The organism is Streptomyces sp. NPDC051218, assembly GCF_044455475.1.
In the GTDB taxonomy this organism is placed as follows: Bacteria; Actinomycetota; Actinomycetes; order Streptomycetales; family Streptomycetaceae; genus Streptomyces.
The window spans coordinates 342421-363244 of record NZ_JBITEU010000006.1 but is presented as its reverse complement, the minus strand read 5'-3'; the positions used below and the strand labels follow the sequence as shown (position 1 = coordinate 363244).

Here is a 20824-nt window from a genome sequence, read left to right as displayed (position 1 = left end):
AGCGCATGTGTGGTGAATCTCTGGTGTCCGAGGGGGGACTTGAACCCCCACGCCCGATAAAGGGCACTAGCACCTCAAGCTAGCGCGTCTGCCATTCCGCCACCCGGACCGGTGGTCTGTCGCGGTTTCCCGCGGCGACGTGGAAAACCATAGCAAACATTCGGGGGCCTCCGATCACACAGGTCAGGAGCGTGAACGGCGTGCGACGGCGGGTGCCCGGCCTTGGGTGTCGGAGGGTGGACGCGGGAGGATGAGGAGGACCACCAGCAGCGATAGCGGGAGGAACCATCGTGAGCGAGTCGAGCAGGGCCGACAGGGCGGGCGACACGGACCGGTCGCGGGCCGTCACCGGTGAGGACGAGGTCGTCGATCTCTGCCGCGATCTGATCCGCATCGACACCAGCAACTACGGCGATCACTCGGGCCCGGGTGAGCGCAAGGCCGCCGAGTACGTCGCGGAGAAGCTCGCCGAGGTGGGGCTCGAACCGCAGATCTTCGAATCGCACCCCGGCCGCGCCTCGACGGTGGCCCGCATCGAGGGCGAGGACCGCTCCCGGCCCGCGCTGCTCATCCACGGCCACACCGACGTCGTACCGGCCAACGCCCAGGACTGGACGCACCACCCCTTCTCCGGGGAGATCGCGGACGGCTGTGTGTGGGGCCGAGGCGCCGTCGACATGAAGGACATGGACGCGATGACCCTCGCGGTCGTCCGCGAGCGCATGCGCACCGGCCGCAAGCCCCCGCGCGACATCGTGCTGTCCTTCATGGCCGACGAGGAGGCGGGCGGCACGTACGGCGCGCGTTACCTCGTCGACAACCACCCGGAGCTCTTCGAGGGCGTCACGGAGGCCATCAGCGAGGTCGGCGGCTTCTCCTTCCAGGTCAACGAGGACCTGCGGCTCTACCTCATCGAGACGGCCCAGAAGGGCATGCACTGGATGAAGCTGACCGTGGACGGCACCGCCGGCCACGGTTCGATGATCCACAAGGACAACGCCATCACCGAACTGTCCGAGGCGGTGGGCCGGTTGGGGCGGCACAAGTTCCCGGTGCGGGTGACCAAGACGCTGCGGCACTTCCTGGACGAGCTCGGCGACGCGCTCGGCACCGAGCTCGACCCCGAGAACATGGACGAGACGCTCGCCAAGCTCGGCGGCATCGCCAAGCTCATCGGCGCATCGCTGCAGAACACCGCCAACCCGACACAGCTGGGCGCGGGCTACAAGGTCAACGTCATCCCGGGCCAGGCGACGGCGCACGTCGACGGGCGCTTCCTGCCCGGATACGAGGAGGAGTTCCTCGCCGACCTCGACCGGCTCCTCGGCCCGAACGTCAAGCGCACGGACGTGCACGCGGACAAGGCCCTGGAGACCACCTTCGACGGCGCGCTCGTCGACGCCATGCAGACGGCGCTCCAGGCCGAGGACCCGATCGCCCGCGCCGTGCCGTACATGCTCTCCGCGGGAACCGACGCCAAGTCCTTCGACGACCTCGGCATCCGCGGCTTCGGCTTCGCGCCCCTGAAGCTGCCGCCGGAGCTGGACTTCGCGGGCATGTTCCACGGCGTGGACGAGCGGGTGCCGGTGGACGGCCTGAAGTTCGGTGTGCGCGTGCTCGACCGTTTCATCGACGCGTCCTGAACGCCGGTCCGTGCGCCCCCGCGTGACGGAAATACGTGCTGAAACGAAACTCCAATAATCGTCAGCGCGTGCGTACTTGACTGAAAAGAGTGAAAGGGACCATACGCTCGTAGCCCCGTTACTTCCTTCTCGTTACAGGTGGTGCGGTCCGCGGCTGGGATCGCATTGCCAACAAGGAGGAATAATGATCAAGAAGATCGTCGCCGCTGCGGCTGCAACTGGTGGTCTCGTGCTCGCGGGTGCGGGCATCGCCGCTGCCGACGCCGGCGCTCAGGGTGCCGCCGTGAAGTCCCCCGGTGTGCTCTCGGGCAACGTCATCCAGGTGCCGGTGCACGTGCCGGTGAACGCCTGTGGCAACACGGTCTCCGTGATCGGGCTGCTGAACCCCGCCTTCGGCAACACCTGCGTCAACAAGTGACGTTGCAGTGCCTCACCCCATGAGGGTCTGAGTCCCTGGGCCCCGGAGTGCACGCCATGCACTCCGGGGCCTTCGGGCATTTCCGTGTGCGCGCCCCGAGGCGCGCACGCATTCCTGAAGGTCACAAGGCAGGGAAAACCTATGCGACAGGTCACTCGTAAAGGCCTGATCACGGTTGCGGCCGCGACGGGCGTGCTCGCCATCAGCGGTGGATACGCGCAAGCCGACTCGGGCGCCCGCGGGGGTGCATCGGATTCTCCGGGCGTGCTGTCCGGCAACTCGGTCCAGCTCCCGGTCGACGTGCCGGTGAACGTCTGCGGCAACAGCGTCAACGTCGTCGGGGTGCTCAACCCCGCGATGGGCAACAACTGCGCCAACACCTCCGACGACGACGGAAGCGGTCCGGGCAAGCCCTCGGGCGGCGGCTCGTCGGCGGACGGGCACACCAGTGACTCGCCGGGCGTCGGCTCGGGCAACAACGTACAGCTGCCGGTCGATGTGCCGGTCAACGTCTGCGGCAACAGCGTCACCATCGGCGGTCTCGGCAACGCGACCGGCGGCAACGACTGCGTCAACGACTCGGGCGATGCAACCCCTCCGGGCAGCGAGAAGCCGCCCACGAAGCCCGAGCGGCCGCCGGGCGGCCAGGAGGAGAAGCCGGAGACGCCCGGACAGCCGAAGACGCCGGACGAGCCGGATGTGAAGCCGGTGGACGACCGGGCCATGCCGAACCAGCCGGGGGCGCAGACCATCGCGCAGCCCAAGGGCTCGGAGACGCTTGCGTCGACGGGCGGCGAGCTGCCGGTCGGTGTCGTCCTTCCGGTGGGCGCGGGCATGCTGCTCGCGGGCACGGTGCTGTACCGCAGGTCGCGGTCGGCCGCCTGATCGAGGGGCGTGCCGCCACCTCATCTGGTACGCCACCTCATCGAGTACGGAGTCGGAGGGTGTCCCGCCTGGTCGGGGCACCCTCCGTACTCGTTCGATCACTTCACCAGGTGGCCCGCAGCTGGCGGATGATCCGCCGCTTCAGCCGCACTCTGCGGCTGCCGTCCGAGTGCAGGCTCAGGCGGTCCAACTCCCAGTGTCCGTACTCCGCGTGGTCCGTCAGCAGGCGCGTTGCTTCCTTGCGGGTCACCCCGCGCGGCACATACACGTCGACAAATTCGTATTCCGGCATCGCATCTATTGTGCAAGTACCGGGCCAGTACGGATAGCGTCTGCACTATGTCTGATGCTGCGCAGCCCACCGCTGCCGAGGTACGCGCCGCCGCCGAGGCGGTCAAGACCGCGCTCGACCGTCACCTTGCCGCGGTCGAACGCAGGTCGGGCGAGGACGACCCGGCCGTCTACGAAGCGTTCAACGAGCTTGCCGCGGCGGCGGAGGAGTATGACGAGCTCCTCTACGACCGCTATGACGAGGTCACCCCCTTCGAGATCCCCGGCTCGGACAGCGGCGTGCTGCCCCCGTACCAGGGCCCGGAGGAGGCGAACGCCCTCAGCGTGCTGATCCGCAGGGACTACGCCGTGGCGGAGCCGCAGCGGCTCCGCACGCAGGCCCAGCGGATCGCGGACCTCGACTCGGGCACGGCGGGCGAGAGCCCCGCGGCAGCGGCGGCCGGCAGCAGCGTGCACACCGCGCTCGGCGTCCTCTTCGGTGAGTTCGAACCGGACGAAATCGCCTCCCGGCACAAGGAGTTCGGTCTGGAGGAGGGTGACTCCACGCTCTGGGTCACCGCGGCGGACGAGCCCGCCGAGCCCGGCGAGTGGCTGGACGCCCCCTTCGACCACGCGGACCCGTACCGCGTCGTGTGCCGGTTCGACGTCAGCGCGGTCTTCGACGACGACCCGGACGACGACGGGATCGACTCCGGAGTCCGTGTCCGCGTTGACCGGGACGCCGTGGCGGTCCTGGAGGAACTCGACGACGCCGACGAAGCCGATGACACCGACGAGGTGGACGTGATCGACATCGATGACGACCGGAGCCCTCTGGACGCGGATCGCTGATCCGCGGGGCGCCTTTCCGGGTGCCGCCGGTCAGGGCGGTCACCCGGAGTCGCTGGTCGGCGCGCCTCAGGCCGTGGCGGGGACCTGGGGGCGCAGGAGGGTCTGGAGGCGCGTCGTGCGGGCCTTCGCGGGGATCTCCGCCACCGCGCGCGGCAGCGCCTGCTCGGCTCCCTGGACCACCGAGAGGTGCCGCTCGCCGCGGCTGAACGCGGTGTAGACCCAGGGCCTGCTCAGGGCCGCCGTCGCGTCGCCCGGCAGCACTACGACCGCCGCGGGCCAGCTCAGGCCGACCGCCTGGTGCGCGGTGAGCGCCCAGGCGTGCCGCACCGTCTGCTCCACCTGCTCCTTCGGTACGACCACGGGGGCGCCGTCACACTCCAGGTGCAGCCCCTGCGCGTCGGCCCGCAGGACCCGGCCCAGCGTCGTGCGGCCCGGCGCCGGAACGTGGGCGACGCGGTCGCCGGGGTCGAAGCCGCCGAACCGGCCGGGGCCGGGGTTCAGCCGCTCCTTGAGCGCGGTGTTCAACGCGCGCGTGCCCGCCGCGCCGCCGTGCCCGGGAGTGATCACCTGGGTGTCCTCCGTGGGCACCCCGATCGCCCGCGGCACCGAGTCCGCCACGAGCTGCACCGTGCGGTGGACCGCCTCGCCCGCATCGCGCACGGGGACGATCACGACTTCCTTGCCCGGCGCCTCCACCTGGTTCAGCTCGCCGATGCCGATGCCGGAGACGAGCTCTCCGATGGGCCCGGGGTCCGGGACGCGCGAGACGACCTGGGGGCAGCAGCGTGCCGCGAGGAGATCCGCGAAGACCCGGCCGGGGCCCGCCGACCACAGCACCCCCGGATCGCCGCTCAGCACCAGCCGGGCGCCGTCCGGCAGGGACTCCACCAGCATCGCGGCGGTCTCCACGTCCAGCTGCGGTGCGTCGAGGACCACCAGGAGGTCGAGCGCGAGTGCTCCGTCGCTGTCCCGCCCCGGGCCTTCGGCCCCGGAGAGCAGCCCCGCCACGGTCACGGCGCCCGTCTCGTCCGGGCGCCCTTCGCCCGTGCCCGTCTCGTCAGGGGCCGCCTCGTCCGAGCCCGTTAGCCGGGCGATGTGCCGCCGGCCCGCGGAGCTGTGCGTGGCCGCCCACGTCCGCAGGCCGAGACCCGCGGCGACCCTCACCAGCGCGGCGGGCTCGGCGCGTGCCGCCTCGCCGCCGGTGTGCAGGACCAGGCCGTGACCGGCCACCGCGCGGATCAGCTCGGCGGTGGAGCCGGACGCATCGGCCGCCGCGGACTCCCATGCCGCGGCCTGTGGGCCCGAAGCCTCGTCCTTCGGCAGAGAGTTGATCACCCGGGCGAGGCCGTCGGCGAGGCTCTCCTCCGCGAGGGCGTACCGCTCCAGACCGACCAGGACGCGGACCGGCTGCTCGGTCTCCTCGCCCTCGCCGTCGCCCTCTTCCTGTGCGGGGGCCGGTGCTCCCGGTGTCTCGATGGCGTCCTGGAAGACCAGGATGTCGCCCTCCGCGATGGCGCTCTGCACCGCCGCGTCCGGATCGGGCACGGCACGCTGTCCGAGCGCCGCGGTGAGCGCCGCCGCGTCCAGGGCCGTGTGCCCCGCGACGGCCGCCTGCTCCAGGAGCCAGGCGGTGACCGCGCGGCCCCTGCGCTCGTCGTCGGGACCGCACTCCGCGCCGAGCAGCGCCCGCGCGAAGCCGTCGGCCTGCTCCGTGCGTACTCCGCCGACCCGCAGCAACTGCCAGGGGTCGTCGCGCAGTTGGGTGGCGGCGCCTTCGCCGAGCGCGGCAGCCGTCCGTGTGGCGAGGGCGGCGGGCGCCCCTCCGTCGGCGAGCACGGCACGGACCGCTTCCACGGCTTCGTCGCCGGGGCCCGAGGCGGCCGCCACGGCGGGCTGAGGCCGCCGCACCGGCTCCGGCGCGGTCCTGCGGGGCGCTGGTCCGGGCTCGCTGAAGGCGCTGGCGACGGGCTTCTCCCCGCTCTCCACCGCGCGCACGGCGGCCAGCAGATCGGCGGCCTTGCCACTGAGCTTGGCCCCGGCGTCCACCGGCCCCTGCTTGGCGGCCTTCCGCTCGGCGATCCGCTCCTGGAGCTCCTGCTGGGCGGCGATCTCCGCCTCGGTCTCGGAGAGCTCCTTGCTCTCGCCGGCGGCGCCGCTGCCACCAGCACCCTCCGGCCCGGCGGAGCCGTCCGCTCCGGCTGCCCCCTCGGAGCCTGCGGTGCCTGCCGCGCCCTCGGCCTCCGGCGCCCCCGCCCCGTTCGCCTCCGCGGCGGCAGCGGCGTGTGCGTCAGGTCCGCCGGAGCCGCCCACTTCGGCTGCCTCGTCGGAGCCGCCCACTTCAGCCGCCCCGTCGGAGCCCTCCGCTCCGGCCGCCCCGTCGGAGCCGCCCACTTCAGCCGCCCCGTCGGAGCCGTCCGCTCCGGCCGCCCCGTCGGAGCCGCCGGTGCCTGCCGCGCCCTCGGCCTCCGGCGCCCCCGCCCCGTTCGCCTCCGCGGCGCCTGCCCCACTTGCCTCCGCGGCAGGGGCCCCCTCCGCTTCCTTCGCGGCAGCGGTTTCCGGCTCCGTACTCACAGCGTGCTCCAGTCCTGATCGGGGTAGCGGTGCACGGGCGCCGACACGTCGTCGAGCGCCTGGCAGATCTCGTCAGGAAGACTAAGGGTCTCCACTGACAATGCGGCCGTGAGCTGCTGCGCGTTGCGCGCGCCGACGATCGGTGCGGTGACTCCGGGGCGGTCGCGCACCCAGGCGAGGGCGACTTGGAGGGGCGTGGCCGCGAGGCCGTCCGCCGCCGTGGCGACCGCGTCGACGACCCGGCTCGCGGTCTCGTCGAGATAGGGCGCGACGAACGGCGCGAGGTGCTCGGAGCCGCCGCGCGAGTCGGCCGGGGTGGAGTGGCGGTACTTGCCGGTGAGCACGCCGCGGCCGAGCGGCGACGAGGGCAGCAGCCCCACGCCGAGGTCCATCGCCGCGGGTAGCAACTCCCGCTCGACGCCCCGCTGCAGCAGGGAGTACTCCATCTGCGTACTGGCAAGGCGGGTCCGTGACCCCGGGGCGGCGAGCTGCCACGTCGCCGCCTTGGCGAGCTGCCAGCCGGAGAAGTTCGAGATGCCCGCATAGCGTGCCCGGCCGCTGCTGACGGCGATGTCCAGGGCTTGGAGCGTCTCGTCCAGGGGCGTGCAGGGGTCGAAGGCGTGCAGCTGCCACAGGTCCACGTACTCCGTGCCCAGGCGGGCCAGGGAGGCGTCGAGCGCGGAGAGGAGGTGGCCCCGCGAGCCGTCGAAGCGGCGGTCGGGGTCGGGCACGCTGCCGGCCTTGGTCGCGATGACCAGGTCGCGCCGCGGCACCAGCCGTTCTATGAGACGGCCGAGCAGATACTCGGCCTCCCCGTCGCCGTACACATCAGCTGTGTCGATGAGGCTGCCGCCCGCTTCCCAGAACACCTTCAACAGATCGGCGGCGTCGCTCTCCTGGGTGTGCCCCCAGGTGAGGGTGCCGAGTCCGATCCGGGACACGCGAAGGCCGGTACGGCCGAGATGCCTCTGCTCCATGGGCGCTGAGATTACTGGCCGTGCTCCAGCGGCGTGAGGGGCTGTGGACAAACCCGCGACTGTGGAGAACCCGACAACCCCCGGCCACCCGCACGCCCGCCGCTGACGGACGCCGCACCCACGCGCTACAGTCCCCGGCACAAGGACGTTACTGCTCAGTAAGGGGATTCGGCCATGCAGCTCGGGATCAACCTCGGCTACTGGGGCGCGGGGATGGACGCGGACAACCTCGCCGTCGCCAAGGAGGCCGACAAGCTCGGCTACGCGGTCTGCTGGGCCGCCGAGGCCTACGGCTCGGACGCCGCGACGGTGCTGTCCTGGGTGGCCGCGCAGACCGAACGCATCGACATCGGATCCGCGATCTTCCAGATCCCGGCCCGGCAGCCCGCGATGACCGCCATGACGGCCGCCACGCTCGACTCGCTCTCCGGCGGCCGCTTCCGCCTGGGCCTCGGCGTCTCGGGGCCGCAGGTCTCCGAGGGCTGGTACGGCGTCAAGTTCGACAAGCCGCTCGCCCGCACCCGCGAGTACGTCGAGATCGTCCGCAAGGCGATGACGCGCGAGCGCCTCAGCTACGAGGGCGAGCACTGGACGCTCCCGCTGCCGGACGGACCGGGCAAGCCCATCAAGCTCACCGTCCACCCGCAGCGCGAGCACATCCCGCTCTACATCGCCGCGATCGGCCCCAAGAACCTGGAGCAGACCGGTGAGATCGCCGACGGCGCCCTGCTGATCTTCCCCGCGGCCGAGCACCTCGAGGAGACGGCGATCCGTCACCTGCGGGCGGGGCGCGAGAAGGCGGGCAGGACGATGGACGGCTTCGACGTGGTCCCGACGGTGCCGCTCGCGGTGGGCGACGACGTCAACGGCCTCGCGGACATGTTCCGTCCGTACACCGCCCTCTACGTGGGCGGCATGGGCAGCCGCAAGCAGAACTTCTACAACCAGCTCGCCCAGCGCATGGGCTACGAGAAGGAAGCGGCCGAGATCCAGGACAAGTACCTGTCCGGCGACAAGGAGGGCGCGGCGGCCGCCGTGCCGCGCGAGCTGATCGACTCGACCACGCTGCTCGGCTCCGTGGACCGCATCGCCGACCGGATGCAGGCCTACGCGGCCGCCGGGGCCACCACGCTGACGCTGGCGCCGGCCGGCTTCACGCTGGATGAGCGGATCGCGGCCCTGCGCGCGGGGACCCAGGCCCTGGAGCGCGCCGGCCTGGCGTAACCGGAGTAACCGGAGGAGAAGTTCTGCGGCCGTGGTGGGGGCTCGGGGGTCTTCCCCGCCACGGCCGTCACGGGACACAACGCGTCACGGCGCCCCTCGGTTACGGCCACGCCCGTGCGCAACTGTCCTTCGTTTGGCGGAGCCGTCCGCGGCAGCTGTTGCCACACCCGCGCCGCCGCATTTGACTTGTTGTCTGCGGAGGTCCGCGCGGAGGCATGGAGGTGCCACTGATGCTGTCGGCCAGGAGTGTCTTCGAGGAGATCCTCGACAACGACGAGTCGTTCCAGCTCTTCTGTTCCATCGCCGCCAGCGGGGAGTCGCAGGGCGGCTGGGAGAACGCGCGCATCGCGGCGCTGCTCCCCGAGGGCCAGCGCGCCCTCACCGCCAAGGTCACCCGGCACGGCGCCGACGAGGACAAGCACGGGCGGATCTTCAACGCCCTGCTGAAGAAGCGCGGCCTCGAACCCGTCCCGGTGCCGCCCGAGACGGACTACACCATGCTCCTGGAGCAGAAGGGCATCGGCCTCACGCACGAGAAGCTGCGCCGCGAGGAGCCGCTGACCGAGCGGGACGTCGTGGTCTACCTCTCGCACAGCCGAGTCACCGAACAGCGAGCCGCCGACCAGATGGACATGCTGGTCACGTACTTCGGCGACCACCCCGAGGTCGGCAAGGCCATCAGGATGATCTGCCACGACGAGGACAACCACCTCGCGTACTGCCACGAGGAGCTGCTGAGCCTCGCGGCGGCCGGACACGGGCGGACGATCCTGGACACCCTGCACGAGTGCGCCCGTGCCGAGACGCGCGTGTACCGGGACGTGAGCATCGCCGTGATGGGCCACATGGGACGCATCCTGAACTGGCCGAAGCCCAAGGCCGCGGCGCTCGCCTCGGGCGTCAACGCCATCTACGCGTACGAACGCCTCGGCGGATGGCGGCGGATGGTCTCCCTGAAGATGCCCCAGCGGCGCGACGCCCTCGGCGGGCCCGCCACGTCGTTCGCCTGAGACGTTCGCCTGAGCCGGACCCGACCGCCGGTCAGAGCCAGCCGCGGCGCTTGAACAGCCGGTAGAGGAAGAACTCGATCGCGACCATCAGCAGGATCACGGCCGGGTAGGACCACACCCAACGCAGCTCGGGCATGTGGTCGAAGTTCATGCCGTAGACGCCCGCGATCATCGTCGGGACCGCCGCCATGGCGGCCCACGCCGAGATCTTCCGCATGTCGTCGTTCTGCCGCACGCTCATCTGCGCCAGGTGCGCGGAGAGGATGTCGGACACCAGTCGGTCGAGGCTGTCCACCCAGTCGTTCACGCGCGTCAGATGGTCGCTGACGTCCCGGAAGAACGGCTGGGCCGTGTCCTTCACGAAGGGCACGTCAGGCGCGAAGGGACCCGTTCCGGAGAGGCGCATCATGGGCATCGCCAACGGTCCCGTCGCCCGGCGGAACTCGACGATCTGCCGCTTGAACCGGTAGATCCGCGACGCCGTGTTGCGGCTGCCCCCGCTGTCGGGCGAGAAGACCTCGGCCTCCAGCTCCTCCAGGTCAGTCTGCAGCTCGCCCGCCACGTCCAGATAGTGGTCGACCGTGGCGTCGGCCACCGCGTACAGGACGGACGTGGGGCCGTGCCTGAGCATCTCGGGCTCCGCCTCCATGCGATGGCGTACGGCACCGAGAGGCGAGCCCTCGCCGTGCCGGACCGTCACCACGAAGGCGTCGCCGATGAAGACCATCACCTCGCCCGACGAGACGATGTCGTTGTCCGGCTCGTACACGACCGGCTTCAGGACCACGAACAGCGAGTCGTCGAACACCTCGAGCTTGGGCCGCTGGTGCGCCTTCAAGGCGTCCTCCACCGCCAGCGGATGCAGCCCGAACTCCCTGCTGACCTCGTCGAACTCCGCCTCGGTCGGTTCGTGCAGGCCCACCCAGACGAAGGCGTCCCCCGCGGCACGCGCGGAGCCGAGGGCGTCGGAGAAGTCCGCCTCGCACTCGGTGCGGCGCCCGTCCCTGTACATCGCACAGTCCACGATCACGGAGCGCATTCTTCCGAACCTGCGCTCGGGGCGCACCCCCGCGTCGGCTTAGGCTGGCCCGCATGCCCACGCTGATCCTCGTCCGGCACGGACGATCCACCGCCAACACCGCGGGCCTGCTCGCCGGGTGGACCCCCGGCGTGGCCCTGGACGAGCGCGGCGCCGCACAGGCCGCCGCGCTCCCCGGACGCCTCGCGGACCTGCCGCTCGCCGAAGTCGTCACGAGCCCGCTGCAGCGCTGCCAGGAGACCGTCGCACCGCTGCTCGCCGCACGGCCGGACCTGCGGACGCACACCGACGACCGCATCGGGGAGTGCCACTACGGCGACTGGTCGGGCCGCAAGCTCGCCGAGCTGTCCGACGAGCCGCTGATGGAGGTCGTACAGCAGCATCCGTCGGCCGCCGCCTTCCCCGGCGGTGAGTCCATGCGCGCCATGCAGACGCGGGCCGCCGAGGCCGTACGCGAGTGGAACGCGCGCGTGGAGCGCGATCACGGCCACGACGCGGTGTACCTGATGTGCTCGCACGGCGACATCATCAAGTCCCTTGTCGCGGACGCCATCGGCCTCCACCTGGACCTCTTCCAGCGCATCTCCGTCGAGCCCTGCTCCGTCACCGCCATCCGCTTCACGCGCCTGCGTCCCTTCCTCGTACGCCTGGGGGACACCGGCGACTTCGGGTCGCTCGCGCCCCGCGCGGAGCCCTCGGGCGGCGACGCGGCGGTGGGGGGCGATGCGGGAGCACCGTGATCGTCACCCGCAGTAGGGTGCAGTCGTCGCGCCGAACAGGCGCAAATGATCAACCGCAGTCGATCCCAATGGAGACAGGACGTGTCGCGTCAGGTGTTCCTCTACGACCCGCCGGAACGCTTCGTGGCCGGAACGGTCGGGCTCCCCGGACGGCGTACCTTCTTCCTCCAGGCCTCCGCAGGGGTCCGGGTGACCAGCGTCGCCCTGGAGAAGACCCAGGTGGCCGCGCTCGCCGAACGCATGGAAGAGCTGCTCGACGAGGTCGTGCGGCGCAGCGGCGGCAACGCCCCCGTGCCCGCCGTCGCACCCACCGAGGTCAGTGACAGCGCGCCCCTGGCCTCCCCCGTCGAGGAGGAGTTCCGCGTCGGCACGATGGCGCTGGCCTGGGACGGCGACGAGGAGCGGATGATCGTCGAGGCGCAGGCTCTGGTCGAGCTGGACGCCGAATCCGACGAGGATCTCGCGGAAGCCGAGGAAAGGCTTCTGCAGGACGAGGAGAACGGGCCGCCGATGCTGCGCGTGCGGCTCACCGGCGCGCAGGCGCGCGCGTTCGCCAAGCGCGCCCTCGACGTCGTGAACGCGGGCCGCCCGCCGTGCCCGCTGTGCAGCCTCCCGCTCGACCCGGAAGGACACGTATGCCCGCGGCAGAACGGATACCGGCGGGACGCGTGAGTCCGGCCTTCGGCGCCGACGCCGTCGAGCTGCTCGCCCGGGGCGAGCTGACCGTCCGTGGACGGATCCGTGAGGCGTCGAACGCGGTCCTCTATTGCACCGTCTCGTACGAGGGCCGGGAAGCCGCCTGTGTCTACAAGCCCGTCGCCGGGGAGCGCCCCCTGTGGGATTTCCCCGACGGGACGCTCGCGCAGCGGGAGATGGCCGCGTACGAGGTCTCCGAGGCGACCGGGTGGGGCCTGGTACCGCCGACCGTCCTGCGGGACGGGCCGCACGGCGAGGGCATGTGCCAGCTGTGGATCGAGGGCTCGCAGGAGGAAGGGCCCGAGCTCCTCGCTCTCGTCGAGGGTGACGAGCCGTCCGACGGCTGGAAGGCGATCGGTTTCGCCGACGTGGGGGAGGGGCGCGCGGCGCTTCTCGTGCACGCGGACGACGAGCGGCTGCGGCGGCTCGCGGTGCTCGACGCGGTGATCAACAACGCGGACCGCAAGGGCGGGCATCTGCTGACCTCCGGGGAGCGTCTCTACGGCATCGACCACGGGGTGACGTTCAACGCCGAGGACAAGCTGCGGACGCTGCTGTGGGGGTGGGCGGGGGAGCTGTTGTCCGCCGAGGCGGTGGAGGTGCTCGGGTCCCTGCGGGACGGGCTCGGTGCGGGGGCGCCGCTTTGCCTGCGGCTGGGCGAGCTGATCACCGGACCTGAGGTGGACGCGCTCCGTGCGAGGGTGGACGCCCTGCTGGCGTCCGGGCTGCATCCCGCACCCGGCGGCGACTGGCCCGCCATTCCGTGGCCGCCGGTCTGATCGGTACCCCGCAGCTTCGGCGTTGTGCCCACCCGTTCCGCCCTGCGGAACGCCTGCCCACAACGGGGGCGGCTGCTCGCTGCGGCTTGATCGCACCGCACGAGGCGCCCCCGCCAGATCCCCCACTCGTATGCGGACGCTCCGTCCGGTTAGGCTCATGGCATGCATGCCTGGCCCGCTTCTGAGGTCCCCGCCCTGCCCGGCAAGGGCCGCGACCTCCAGATCCACGACACCGCGACCGGTGGCCTCGTCACCCTTGACCCCGGTCCCGTCGCCCGTATCTACGTCTGCGGCATCACCCCGTACGACGCCACCCACATGGGTCACGCGGCGACCTACAACGCGTTCGACCTCGTGCAGCGCGTGTGGCTCGACACCAAGCGGCAGGTTCATTACGTCCAGAACGTGACCGACGTGGACGACCCGCTCCTTGAACGTGCCATCCGCGACGGCAAGGACTGGATGGAGCTCGCCGAAGGCGAGACCGCCCTGTTCCGCGAGGACATGACCGCCCTGCGACTGCTCCCGCCGCAGCACTACATCGGAGCCGTCGAGGCGATACCCGGCATCGTGCCGCTCGTCGAACGGCTCCGGGACATGGGCGCCGCCTACGAGCTGGAGGGTGATGTCTACTTCTCGGTCGAGTCCGACCCCCACTTCGGTGAGGTGTCCGGTCTCGACGCCGCCGCGATGAAGCTGCTCTCCGCCGAGCGCGGGGGCGACCCGGACCGTCCGGGCAAGAAGGACCCGCTCGACCCGATGCTCTGGATGGCCGCCCGCGAGGGCGAGCCGAGCTGGGACGGTGCCTCGCTCGGCCGTGGCCGCCCCGGCTGGCACATCGAGTGTGTGGCCATCGCCCTCGACCACCTGGGCATGGGCTTCGACGTGCAGGGCGGCGGCTCCGACCTCGCCTTCCCGCACCACGAGATGGGGGCTTCGCACGCCCAGGCGCTCACCGGCGAGCACCCCTTCGCCAAGGCGTACGTGCACGCGGGCATGGTCGCCCTGGACGGCGCGAAGATGTCCAAGTCCAAGGGCAACCTCGTGTTCGTGTCGAAGCTGCGGCGGGACGGGACCGACCCGGCCGCCATCCGCCTCGCACTGCTCGCCCACCACTACCGCGCCGACTGGGAATGGACCGACTCCGTCCTGACCGAGGCCGAGGAGCGCCTCGGCCGGTGGCGTGCCGCCGTGTCGCGTCCCGACGGACCTGACGCCGACGCGCTGGTCGAGGAGATCCGCGAGGCCCTCGCGAACGACCTGGACGCTCCCACGGCGCTCGCCGCCGTGGACCGCTGGGCCGCCCGCCAGGACGCCGAGGGAGGCACGGACGAGGGCGCCCCCGGTGTCGTATCGCGTGCCGTGGACGCACTGCTGGGCGTCGCCCTGTAGCCGCCGGCTGGCAGTAGTCACCGCTTCACCGAATGGGCCGCTCCCGGAAATCCAGGGAGCGGCCCATCAAAGTCCATGGCCATGACACCCGTTGACGCGCTAGACCACCGGCCATGAGATCACCCACCCGCTTCAGACGGGCGGCCGTCGCCGCCGCCCTGCTCGGCCTCCTCGCGGTGTTCGCCGGCCCCGGTGGCGGCGCCGCGCAGGCCGCCGACGATCCCGCGACCACGGTCGGGGACGTCACGGACTTCACCGCCGACGGCTCCGTCTACCGCCTCACGGCGGGCACGGCCGAGGCCCGCGTCAGCTTCGTGTCGAAGGAGACCTTCCGGCTCGAACTCGCCCCGGAGGGCGACTTCACCGACCCCACCGGCAAGGACATCGTCCTGCCGCAGGGCGAACCGCCCCGCACCAAGTGGGCCGACAAGGGCGACCGGTACGAACTCAGCACCTCCGAAGTGACCCTGCGCGCCTACAAGTCACCGCTGCGCTTCGCCCTGTACCGCGCCGACGGCACCCAGGTCTGGGCCGAGTCCAAGGGCCTGAGCTGGACGAAGGACGCCACCACACAGAGCCTGGCCCGCGGCGCCGACGAGCAGTACTACGGCGCCGGAATGCAGAACGGGCGCGGCAACACCTCGCACCGCGGCAAGAAGGTCGAGGTGAGCGTCGACTACAACTGGGACGACGGGGGCCATCCCAACTCCGTGCCCTTCTACCTGTCTTCGGAGGGCTACGGAGTCTTCCGGAACACCTACGCCCCCAACACCTACGACTTCGCCGAGCCGGTGACGGCCACCGCCAAGGAACAGCGCTTCGACGCCTACTACTTCGCGGGGCGCGGCAGCGACGCCGCCAAGGACGTCATCGGGCAGTACACGAAGCTCACCGGGAAGCCTTTCCTGCCGCCCATCTACGGGTTGGAGATCGGTGACGCCGACTGCTACCTCCACAACGCCAACCAGGGCGAGCGGCACACCCTGGACTCCCTGAAGATCGCCGACGAGTATCTGAAGCACGACATGCCCAACGGCTGGATGCTCGTCAACGACGGCTACGGCTGCGGCTACGAAGACCTCGCCGAGACCGCCAAGGGGCTCCAGGACCGAGACATGCAGCTCGGCCTGTGGACCGAGGACGGCCTCGACAAGATCGCCGAACAGGTCAGGGCGGGCCAGCGCGTCGCCAAGCTCGACGTCGCCTGGGTCGGCGACGGCTACAAGAAGGCGCTCGACGGCTGCAAGGACGCCTACAAGGGCATCGAGGACAACAGCGACGCCCGCGGCTTCACCTGGGCCCCCGAGAGCTGGTCGGGCGCCCAGCGCTGCGGAGTGCAGTGGTCGGGCGACCAGAGCGGCAGCTGGGAGTACATCCGCTGGCAGATACCGACGTACGCGGGCGCGACCATGTCCGGCCTCGCCTACACGACCGGTGACGTGGACGGCATCTTCGGCGGCAGCGCCAAGACGTACGTACGCGACCTTCAGTGGAAGTCGTTCCTGCCCGTCACGATGACGATGGACGGCTGGGCGGCCACCGACAAGCAGCCCTTCCGGTACGGGGAGCCGTACACCTCCATCAACCGCACGTACCTGAAGCTGCACGAGTCGCTGCTGCCCTACTTCTACTCATACGGCCACGAGGCGACGAAGACGGGCGTCGGCGCCGTGCGCCCGCTGGCCCTCGAATACCCCGGCGACCCGAAGGCCGCCACCGACGCGGCCAAGTACGAGTTCCTGGCGGGCGAGGACTTCCTCGTCGCGCCCGTCTACCAGGACACGACCGTGCGGGACGGCATCTACCTCCCCAAGGGCACGTGGACCGACTACTGGAGCGGCCGCACCTACCAGGGTCCGACCACCGTCGACAACTACAGCGCGCCCCTCGACACCCTGCCGCTCTTCGTCAAGGGCGGCGCCACCGTGCCGATGTGGCCCGGCGGCATCAGGTCCTACAAGGACCGCACCGCCGACTCGCCGCTCGCCTGGGACATCTACCCCCAGGGCAGGTCCTCCTTCGAGCTGTACGAGGACGACGGCGAGACCCGGCAGCACCGCGCAGGCAAGTACGCCACCCAGCGTGCCGACGTCGACGCGCCCCGCTCCGGGGCGGGCGACGTGCGGGTGCGGATCGGCGCGAGCAAGGGGGAGTTCAGCGGCAAGCAGACCAAGCGGCCCTACGCCTTCACCCTGCACACCGGTGACGCGCCGAGCCGCGTGGAGCTGGGCGGCGACAGGCTGCCGCGGTTCACGTCGAAGGCGGCGTACGAGAAGGCGTCCCAGGGCTGGTTCTACGACCGGGACGACCGGGGCGGTGTCGTCAAGGTGAAGACGCCGGCGCTCCGCACGGACCGGGCGTTCGAGATCGAGCTCGACGACACCAGCGCGGTCGGGGGCGCCGTGCCCGGCGCGAGCGCCACGCTGAACGCCCCCGCGGGACAGGAGCTCGGCGCGGGGACGGCGGGCAAGGTCGCCGTCGACGTCACCGCGGGGACACGGGACGCCACCGGCGTCGATGTCACCCTTGACGTCCCGAAGGGTTGGACCGCGGGCACCGCCCACGCAGGCCGCGTCGAGGCGGGCACCACCCGGCGCGTCGAGGTCACCGTCACTCCGCCCAAGGACGCCGAACCCGGCGAACAGCCGCTGACCGCGACGGCCCGCCACCGCGCGGCGGGCCAGGACCGCACCGCCGTCCAGCGCGTCGCGGTCGCCGTGATGCCTCCGGCGCCGACGGCCGACACCTGGGCGAGCGACATGGTGTGGCTCAAGTCGGCCAACGGCTACGGCCCCGCCGAACGCGACCGGAGCAACGGGGAGTCGGGCGCCGATGACGGCCACACGCTGACCCTCGCGGGCACGACGTACGAGAAGGGGATCGGTACCCACGCCGACTCCGCGATCGAGGTGTACACGGGCGGCACGTGCTCGAAGTTCACCGCCGACGCGGGCATCGACGACGAGATCAACGGCTACGGAGAGGTGGCGTTCTCGGTCGAGGCCGACGGCAAGGTGCTGTGGACCTCGCCCGAGGTGACGGGCGCTTCGGCGACCGTGCCGGTGGACGTCGACGTCAGCGGGGCCCGGCACGTGGAACTGAAGGTGACCGACACCAACGGCTCCAAGAGCGGGGACCACGGGGACTGGGCAGCGGCGAAGTTCCACTGCGCGTAAGCCGGTTCACCGGCAGGGAGCGGCATCCGGGCGAAGGAACCGCGCCCGGATGCCGCACGCGAACGCTTCAGCCCGTGACGACCAGGCCGACGACCTCGTCGTCCGAGAACCAGACGCGTACGTCGGGGTGGCCCGTCGCGAAGGCCGCGTGCACCGCCTGGCGGACGTCGGGGGACGGTTCGTTCAGGTTGCGCCACTCCCCGGCGACGAACAGCCGCAGGCGCGGCGGGAGTTCGGGAGGGTAGGGGAGCAGTTCGTCCCAGTAGCGCTCGGCCCGGCCCGAGCCCACCGCCGACGGCAGCAGGCCGGCCACCGCCGACTTGATGTCGGGGCGGTTGCCGATCCGCTGCGACGCCGGGCGGCCCGGCGCGTCCTGCTGCGGCGAACCCGTCGAACGCAGCACCTCACGCGCCCGGTCCGGCGTCATCAGCTGCCGGCCCGCGGCCTTCAACATGCCCTGCAGACAGGCCAGGGCGCCGACGACGACCGGCGAGGCGGACGAGGTGCCGGAGAACGTGTCGGTGTACCAGGCGCTCTCTTCCTCGCCGCCCTGAAGGTCACCCGGCTGGTTCCAGGCGCCGCCGGTCGTGGTCGTCTCACGGCCCCAGCCCTGTGCGTCCACCCGGGCGCCGTAGTTGGAGAACCCGAGGCGCGAGCGGTCCGGGCCGTGATCGCGGCCGTGGGTGCCGGGCGGCGGCGCCCCCGCGCCGACCAGGACGGCGCGCGAGGGCCGGTGGGCGGGGTTGAAGGGGTTGCGCCACCACGCGGGGAACTCGTCGGGCCCGCGCTCGTACACCGAGTCGTCCAGGGACTCCGCGCCGTTGCCCGCCGCCCCGACGACGATGACGCCCTGCGCGGTGGCGTGGCGGATCGCCGCGTAGTCGTCGGGCCACCACTCCAGGGCGATGTAACCCCGCTGGTCGTCGCGCGGCTCGAAGCCGAACCGCGGTCCCGGGCGGTGCAGTTCGATGAGCACGATGTCGCCGGGGCCGAGCCGCTGCGCCGCCGCGTGGATCGTGGCCGCCGTACCGAGAGGCTGGACGGAGGCCGCCGAGGTCATGGCCTCGGGCGCGATGCCGGTGATGCCCGCGGAAGTACGGTCGCCGCCGATCACGCCCATCACCGCGGTGCCGTGGTTGCGCCAGGCCACGTCCTGGACGGGCGTGCCGATGACCACGCCGGCGAGCTTGCCGGTCAGGTCCTCGTGGCCCAGCTGCCAGGCGCCCTCGACGTCGATCACCGTGATGCCCTCGCCGCAACCGCCGAGCCGCTGCCAGGCCCAGTGCGCGTCGACGCCGTCGGGCGCGGGGCGCAGATAGCCCTGGCGGGCGGTGAAGTCGGGGGTGACGGGGGCGCCTTCCTTGCGGCGGCCGGTCTCGCCGAGGTCGGGGGACCCGGGCGGGAGCGTCCCGGACGGACCCGACTGGCGCTGCGGCGGGGGCTGCGGCCGGTCCGTCGAGCCGAGCGACGCCGGTACGGCACCGGGCTTGACGTACGCCGTGTCGATCCCCGGCAGCGCGGCCACCCGCGAGCGCAGCTCCTGTGCCCTGCTCTCGCCGCCGCGCACGCGGTAGAAGAGCGCCAGCTCGGGGAGGCCGTCGCCGTCATCCGACGCGGTGTGCTGCCGGGCCGCCGGGCGCAGCCGCTCCTCGTCGCCGAACAGCGGTTCCAGGACGAGCTGTTCAGCACTGAGGAACGTGTTGAGGGCGGACACGTCGGAGCCCGCCGCCGAGCGGACGCCCTCGGCCTGGGCGCGCAGCCGGGCCTCCGGCCGTGCGACGACGATCAGCTCCTGCTCGGACGCGCGGTAGGTGAATCCCGCCCCGTCGGGTCCGGGGGCACCGGCCCCCGGGCCCCCTGCCGGCTCTACCTGGTCGGTCATCGCTTCACCGCAATTCGTCCGGGAGGTGATGCCCCGCCTCGATGCGGCCATGAGCCGAACGAAAGCGGCCATGAGCCGAACGAAAGAAGGGCGGCATCCCTAAGAATGCCGCCCCGTGCCGCTCTTCGTGCCGTAGTCCTCGGATTGTCCCGAATCAGTCCTCGGAGGAATCAGCGGGTCCGGATTCGCCGCCGCTCTCCTCGTCCGGTCCGGCTCCCGTGCCCGTCCCGGCGCCCGGTTCCGTGTCCGGGCGCGTCTGCGGCTTCGGGGGCCGCGTGCGGTCACCGCCCGTGCTGTCGCGCAGGTACGGGACCGCGTCGCCGCCCTCAGTGGCGTGGCCGCCGGGCTGCGGAGGACCGCCGCCGTCGCGCCGCCGCAGATAGCGCTCGAACTCGCGGGCGATCGCCTCGCCGGTCGCCTCCGGCAGCTCGGCCGTGTCCCGCGCCTCTTCGAGGGACTGGACGTACTCGGCGACCTCGCTGTCCTCGGCCGCCAGCTGGTCCACACCCACCTGCCAGGCGCGTGCGTCCTCGGCGAGGTCACCCTGCGGGATGCGCAGGCCGATGAGGTCCTCAAGGCGGTTCAGGAGGGCCAGCGTGGCCTTCGGGTTGGGCGGCTGGGAGACGTAGTGCGGTACGGCAGCCCACAGGCTCACCGCGGGGACGCCCGCGTGCGTGCAGGCTTCCTGAAGGATGCCGACGATGCCCGTCGGGCCCTCGTACTTCGTCTCCTCCAGGTCCATGGTGCGGGCCAGGTCCGGGTCGGATGTGACGCCGCTGACCGGGACGGGGCGGGTGTGCGGGGTGTCACCGAGCAGCGCGCCCAGGATCACCACCAGCTCCACGCCGAGCTCATGGGCGAAGCCCAGGATCTCGTTGCAGAACGACCGCCAGCGCATCGACGGTTCGATCCCGCGCACCAGCACGAGGTCGCGCGGCTTGTCACCGCCCACACGGACCACCGAGAGCCGGGTCGTCGGCCAGGTGATCTTGCGGACGCCGCCCTCCAGGAAGACCGTGGGGCGGTTGACCTGGAAGTCGTAGTAGTCCTCGGCGTCCAGCGCCGCGAAGACCTCGCCCTTCCACTCCTTGTCGAGATGCGCGACCGCGGTGGAGGCGGCGTCGCCGGCGTCGTTCCAGCCCTCGAACGCGGCCACCATGACCGGGTCGACCAGCTCGGGTACCCCCTCGAGCTCGATCACCCAGGCCTCCTTCCGACGTCCTTTACGTACGCCCCAACCTTACGGCGTCCGGCGGGTCCCTCCGCAGCC

The 20824-nt window shown here is 71.6% G+C and carries 17 protein-coding genes and 1 tRNA gene; 11 read left to right on the top strand and 7 right to left on the bottom strand.

What is annotated here, in order from left to right; genetic code table 11:
- Positions 1–21 precede the first annotated feature (21 nt).
- Positions 22–109 (bottom strand) — tRNA-Leu (locus ACIBCK_RS20400).
- A gap of 181 nt (positions 110–290) precedes the next feature.
- On the opposite strand from ACIBCK_RS20400, the gene ACIBCK_RS20395 reads away from it, so the two are divergent.
- The 3 genes from ACIBCK_RS20395 (at position 291) to ACIBCK_RS20385 (ending at position 2946) form a co-directional block, all read left to right on the top strand.
- The gene (locus ACIBCK_RS20395) at positions 291–1643 is read left to right on the top strand and encodes a M20/M25/M40 family metallo-hydrolase (protein ID WP_399392041.1); all 1353 of its coding nucleotides are present in this window, start codon (positions 291–293) and stop codon (positions 1641–1643) included.
- A gap of 184 nt (positions 1644–1827) precedes the next feature.
- Positions 1828–2061 (top strand): chaplin ChpH, encoded by a 234-nt coding sequence (gene chpH, locus ACIBCK_RS20390; RefSeq protein WP_399392039.1) that lies wholly within the window; start codon positions 1828–1830, stop codon positions 2059–2061.
- A gap of 141 nt (positions 2062–2202) precedes the next feature.
- Positions 2203–2946, top strand: a complete 744-nt coding sequence (locus tag ACIBCK_RS20385) for a chaplin family protein (protein WP_399392037.1) — start codon at positions 2203–2205, stop codon at positions 2944–2946.
- A gap of 103 nt (positions 2947–3049) precedes the next feature.
- On the opposite strand, the gene ACIBCK_RS20380 is transcribed toward ACIBCK_RS20385, so the two are convergent.
- Positions 3050–3238: a DUF5703 family protein gene (locus ACIBCK_RS20380; protein WP_055544534.1), complete on the bottom strand. Its 189-nt coding sequence runs from the start codon at positions 3236–3238 to the stop codon at positions 3050–3052.
- A 47-nt stretch (positions 3239–3285) separates the two neighbouring features.
- On the opposite strand from ACIBCK_RS20380, the gene ACIBCK_RS20375 reads away from it, so the two are divergent.
- Positions 3286–4068 carry a hypothetical protein gene (locus ACIBCK_RS20375; RefSeq protein ID WP_399392035.1) on the top strand — a complete coding sequence of 261 codons (783 nt, stop codon included), beginning with the start codon at positions 3286–3288 and terminating at the stop codon, positions 4066–4068.
- 66 nt (positions 4069–4134) lie between these two features.
- On the opposite strand, the gene ACIBCK_RS20370 is transcribed toward ACIBCK_RS20375, so the two are convergent.
- Positions 4135–6639, bottom strand: coding sequence for a helix-hairpin-helix domain-containing protein (locus tag ACIBCK_RS20370; protein ID WP_399392033.1), 2505 nt, complete (start codon positions 6637–6639; stop codon positions 4135–4137).
- Entirely contained in the window at positions 6636–7616 is a 981-nt protein-coding gene (locus ACIBCK_RS20365; RefSeq protein ID WP_399392031.1) for an aldo/keto reductase, read from the bottom strand. The genes ACIBCK_RS20370 and ACIBCK_RS20365 overlap by 4 nt, the downstream gene beginning before the upstream one ends.
- A gap of 174 nt (positions 7617–7790) precedes the next feature.
- Between ACIBCK_RS20365 and ACIBCK_RS20360 the strand changes: the two genes are divergently transcribed.
- Together ACIBCK_RS20360 and ACIBCK_RS20355 are read left to right on the top strand one after the other, a co-directional pair.
- Entirely contained in the window at positions 7791–8840 is a 1050-nt protein-coding gene (locus tag ACIBCK_RS20360; RefSeq protein WP_399392029.1) for an LLM class F420-dependent oxidoreductase, read from the top strand.
- A gap of 230 nt (positions 8841–9070) precedes the next feature.
- Complete coding sequence (locus ACIBCK_RS20355; protein ID WP_399392308.1) at positions 9071–9850, top strand: ferritin-like domain-containing protein; 780 nt, start codon at positions 9071–9073, stop codon at positions 9848–9850.
- Between the two features lie 31 nt (positions 9851–9881).
- Here ACIBCK_RS20355 and corA read toward each other — a convergent pair whose 3' ends face one another.
- Complete coding sequence (gene corA / locus ACIBCK_RS20350; protein ID WP_399392027.1) at positions 9882–10889, bottom strand: magnesium/cobalt transporter CorA; 1008 nt, start codon at positions 10887–10889, stop codon at positions 9882–9884.
- Between the two features lie 53 nt (positions 10890–10942).
- Between corA and ACIBCK_RS20345 the strand changes: the two genes are divergently transcribed.
- The 5 genes from ACIBCK_RS20345 (at position 10943) to ACIBCK_RS20325 (ending at position 17672) form a co-directional block, all read left to right on the top strand.
- The gene (locus tag ACIBCK_RS20345; RefSeq protein WP_399392025.1) at positions 10943–11629 is read left to right on the top strand and encodes a histidine phosphatase family protein; all 687 of its coding nucleotides are present in this window, start codon (positions 10943–10945) and stop codon (positions 11627–11629) included.
- Positions 11630–11710: 81 nt separating this feature from the next.
- A complete protein-coding gene (locus ACIBCK_RS20340; RefSeq protein WP_399392023.1) occupies positions 11711–12301 on the top strand; it encodes a DUF3090 domain-containing protein in 591 nt (196 codons plus the stop codon).
- The gene (locus ACIBCK_RS20335; protein WP_399392021.1) at positions 12265–13104 is read left to right on the top strand and encodes an SCO1664 family protein; all 840 of its coding nucleotides are present in this window, start codon (positions 12265–12267) and stop codon (positions 13102–13104) included. Before ACIBCK_RS20340 ends, ACIBCK_RS20335 begins: the two co-directional genes overlap by 37 nt.
- 162 nt (positions 13105–13266) lie before the next feature.
- Positions 13267–14496, top strand: coding sequence for a cysteine--1-D-myo-inosityl 2-amino-2-deoxy-alpha-D-glucopyranoside ligase (gene mshC, locus ACIBCK_RS20330; RefSeq protein ID WP_399392019.1), 1230 nt, complete (start codon positions 13267–13269; stop codon positions 14494–14496).
- Positions 14497–14609: 113 nt separating this feature from the next.
- A complete protein-coding gene (locus ACIBCK_RS20325; protein WP_399392017.1) occupies positions 14610–17672 on the top strand; it encodes an NPCBM/NEW2 domain-containing protein in 3063 nt (1020 codons plus the stop codon).
- A 67-nt stretch (positions 17673–17739) separates the two neighbouring features.
- On the opposite strand, the gene ACIBCK_RS20320 is transcribed toward ACIBCK_RS20325, so the two are convergent.
- Both ACIBCK_RS20320 and ACIBCK_RS20315 read right to left on the bottom strand, forming a co-directional pair.
- Positions 17740–19554, bottom strand: coding sequence for a S8 family peptidase (locus tag ACIBCK_RS20320; RefSeq protein ID WP_399392015.1), 1815 nt, complete (start codon positions 19552–19554; stop codon positions 17740–17742).
- Positions 19555–19708: 154 nt separating this feature from the next.
- Positions 19709–20755, bottom strand: a complete 1047-nt coding sequence (locus tag ACIBCK_RS20315; RefSeq protein ID WP_399392013.1) for a PAC2 family protein — start codon at positions 20753–20755, stop codon at positions 19709–19711.
- Positions 20756–20824: the final 69 nt, after the last annotated feature.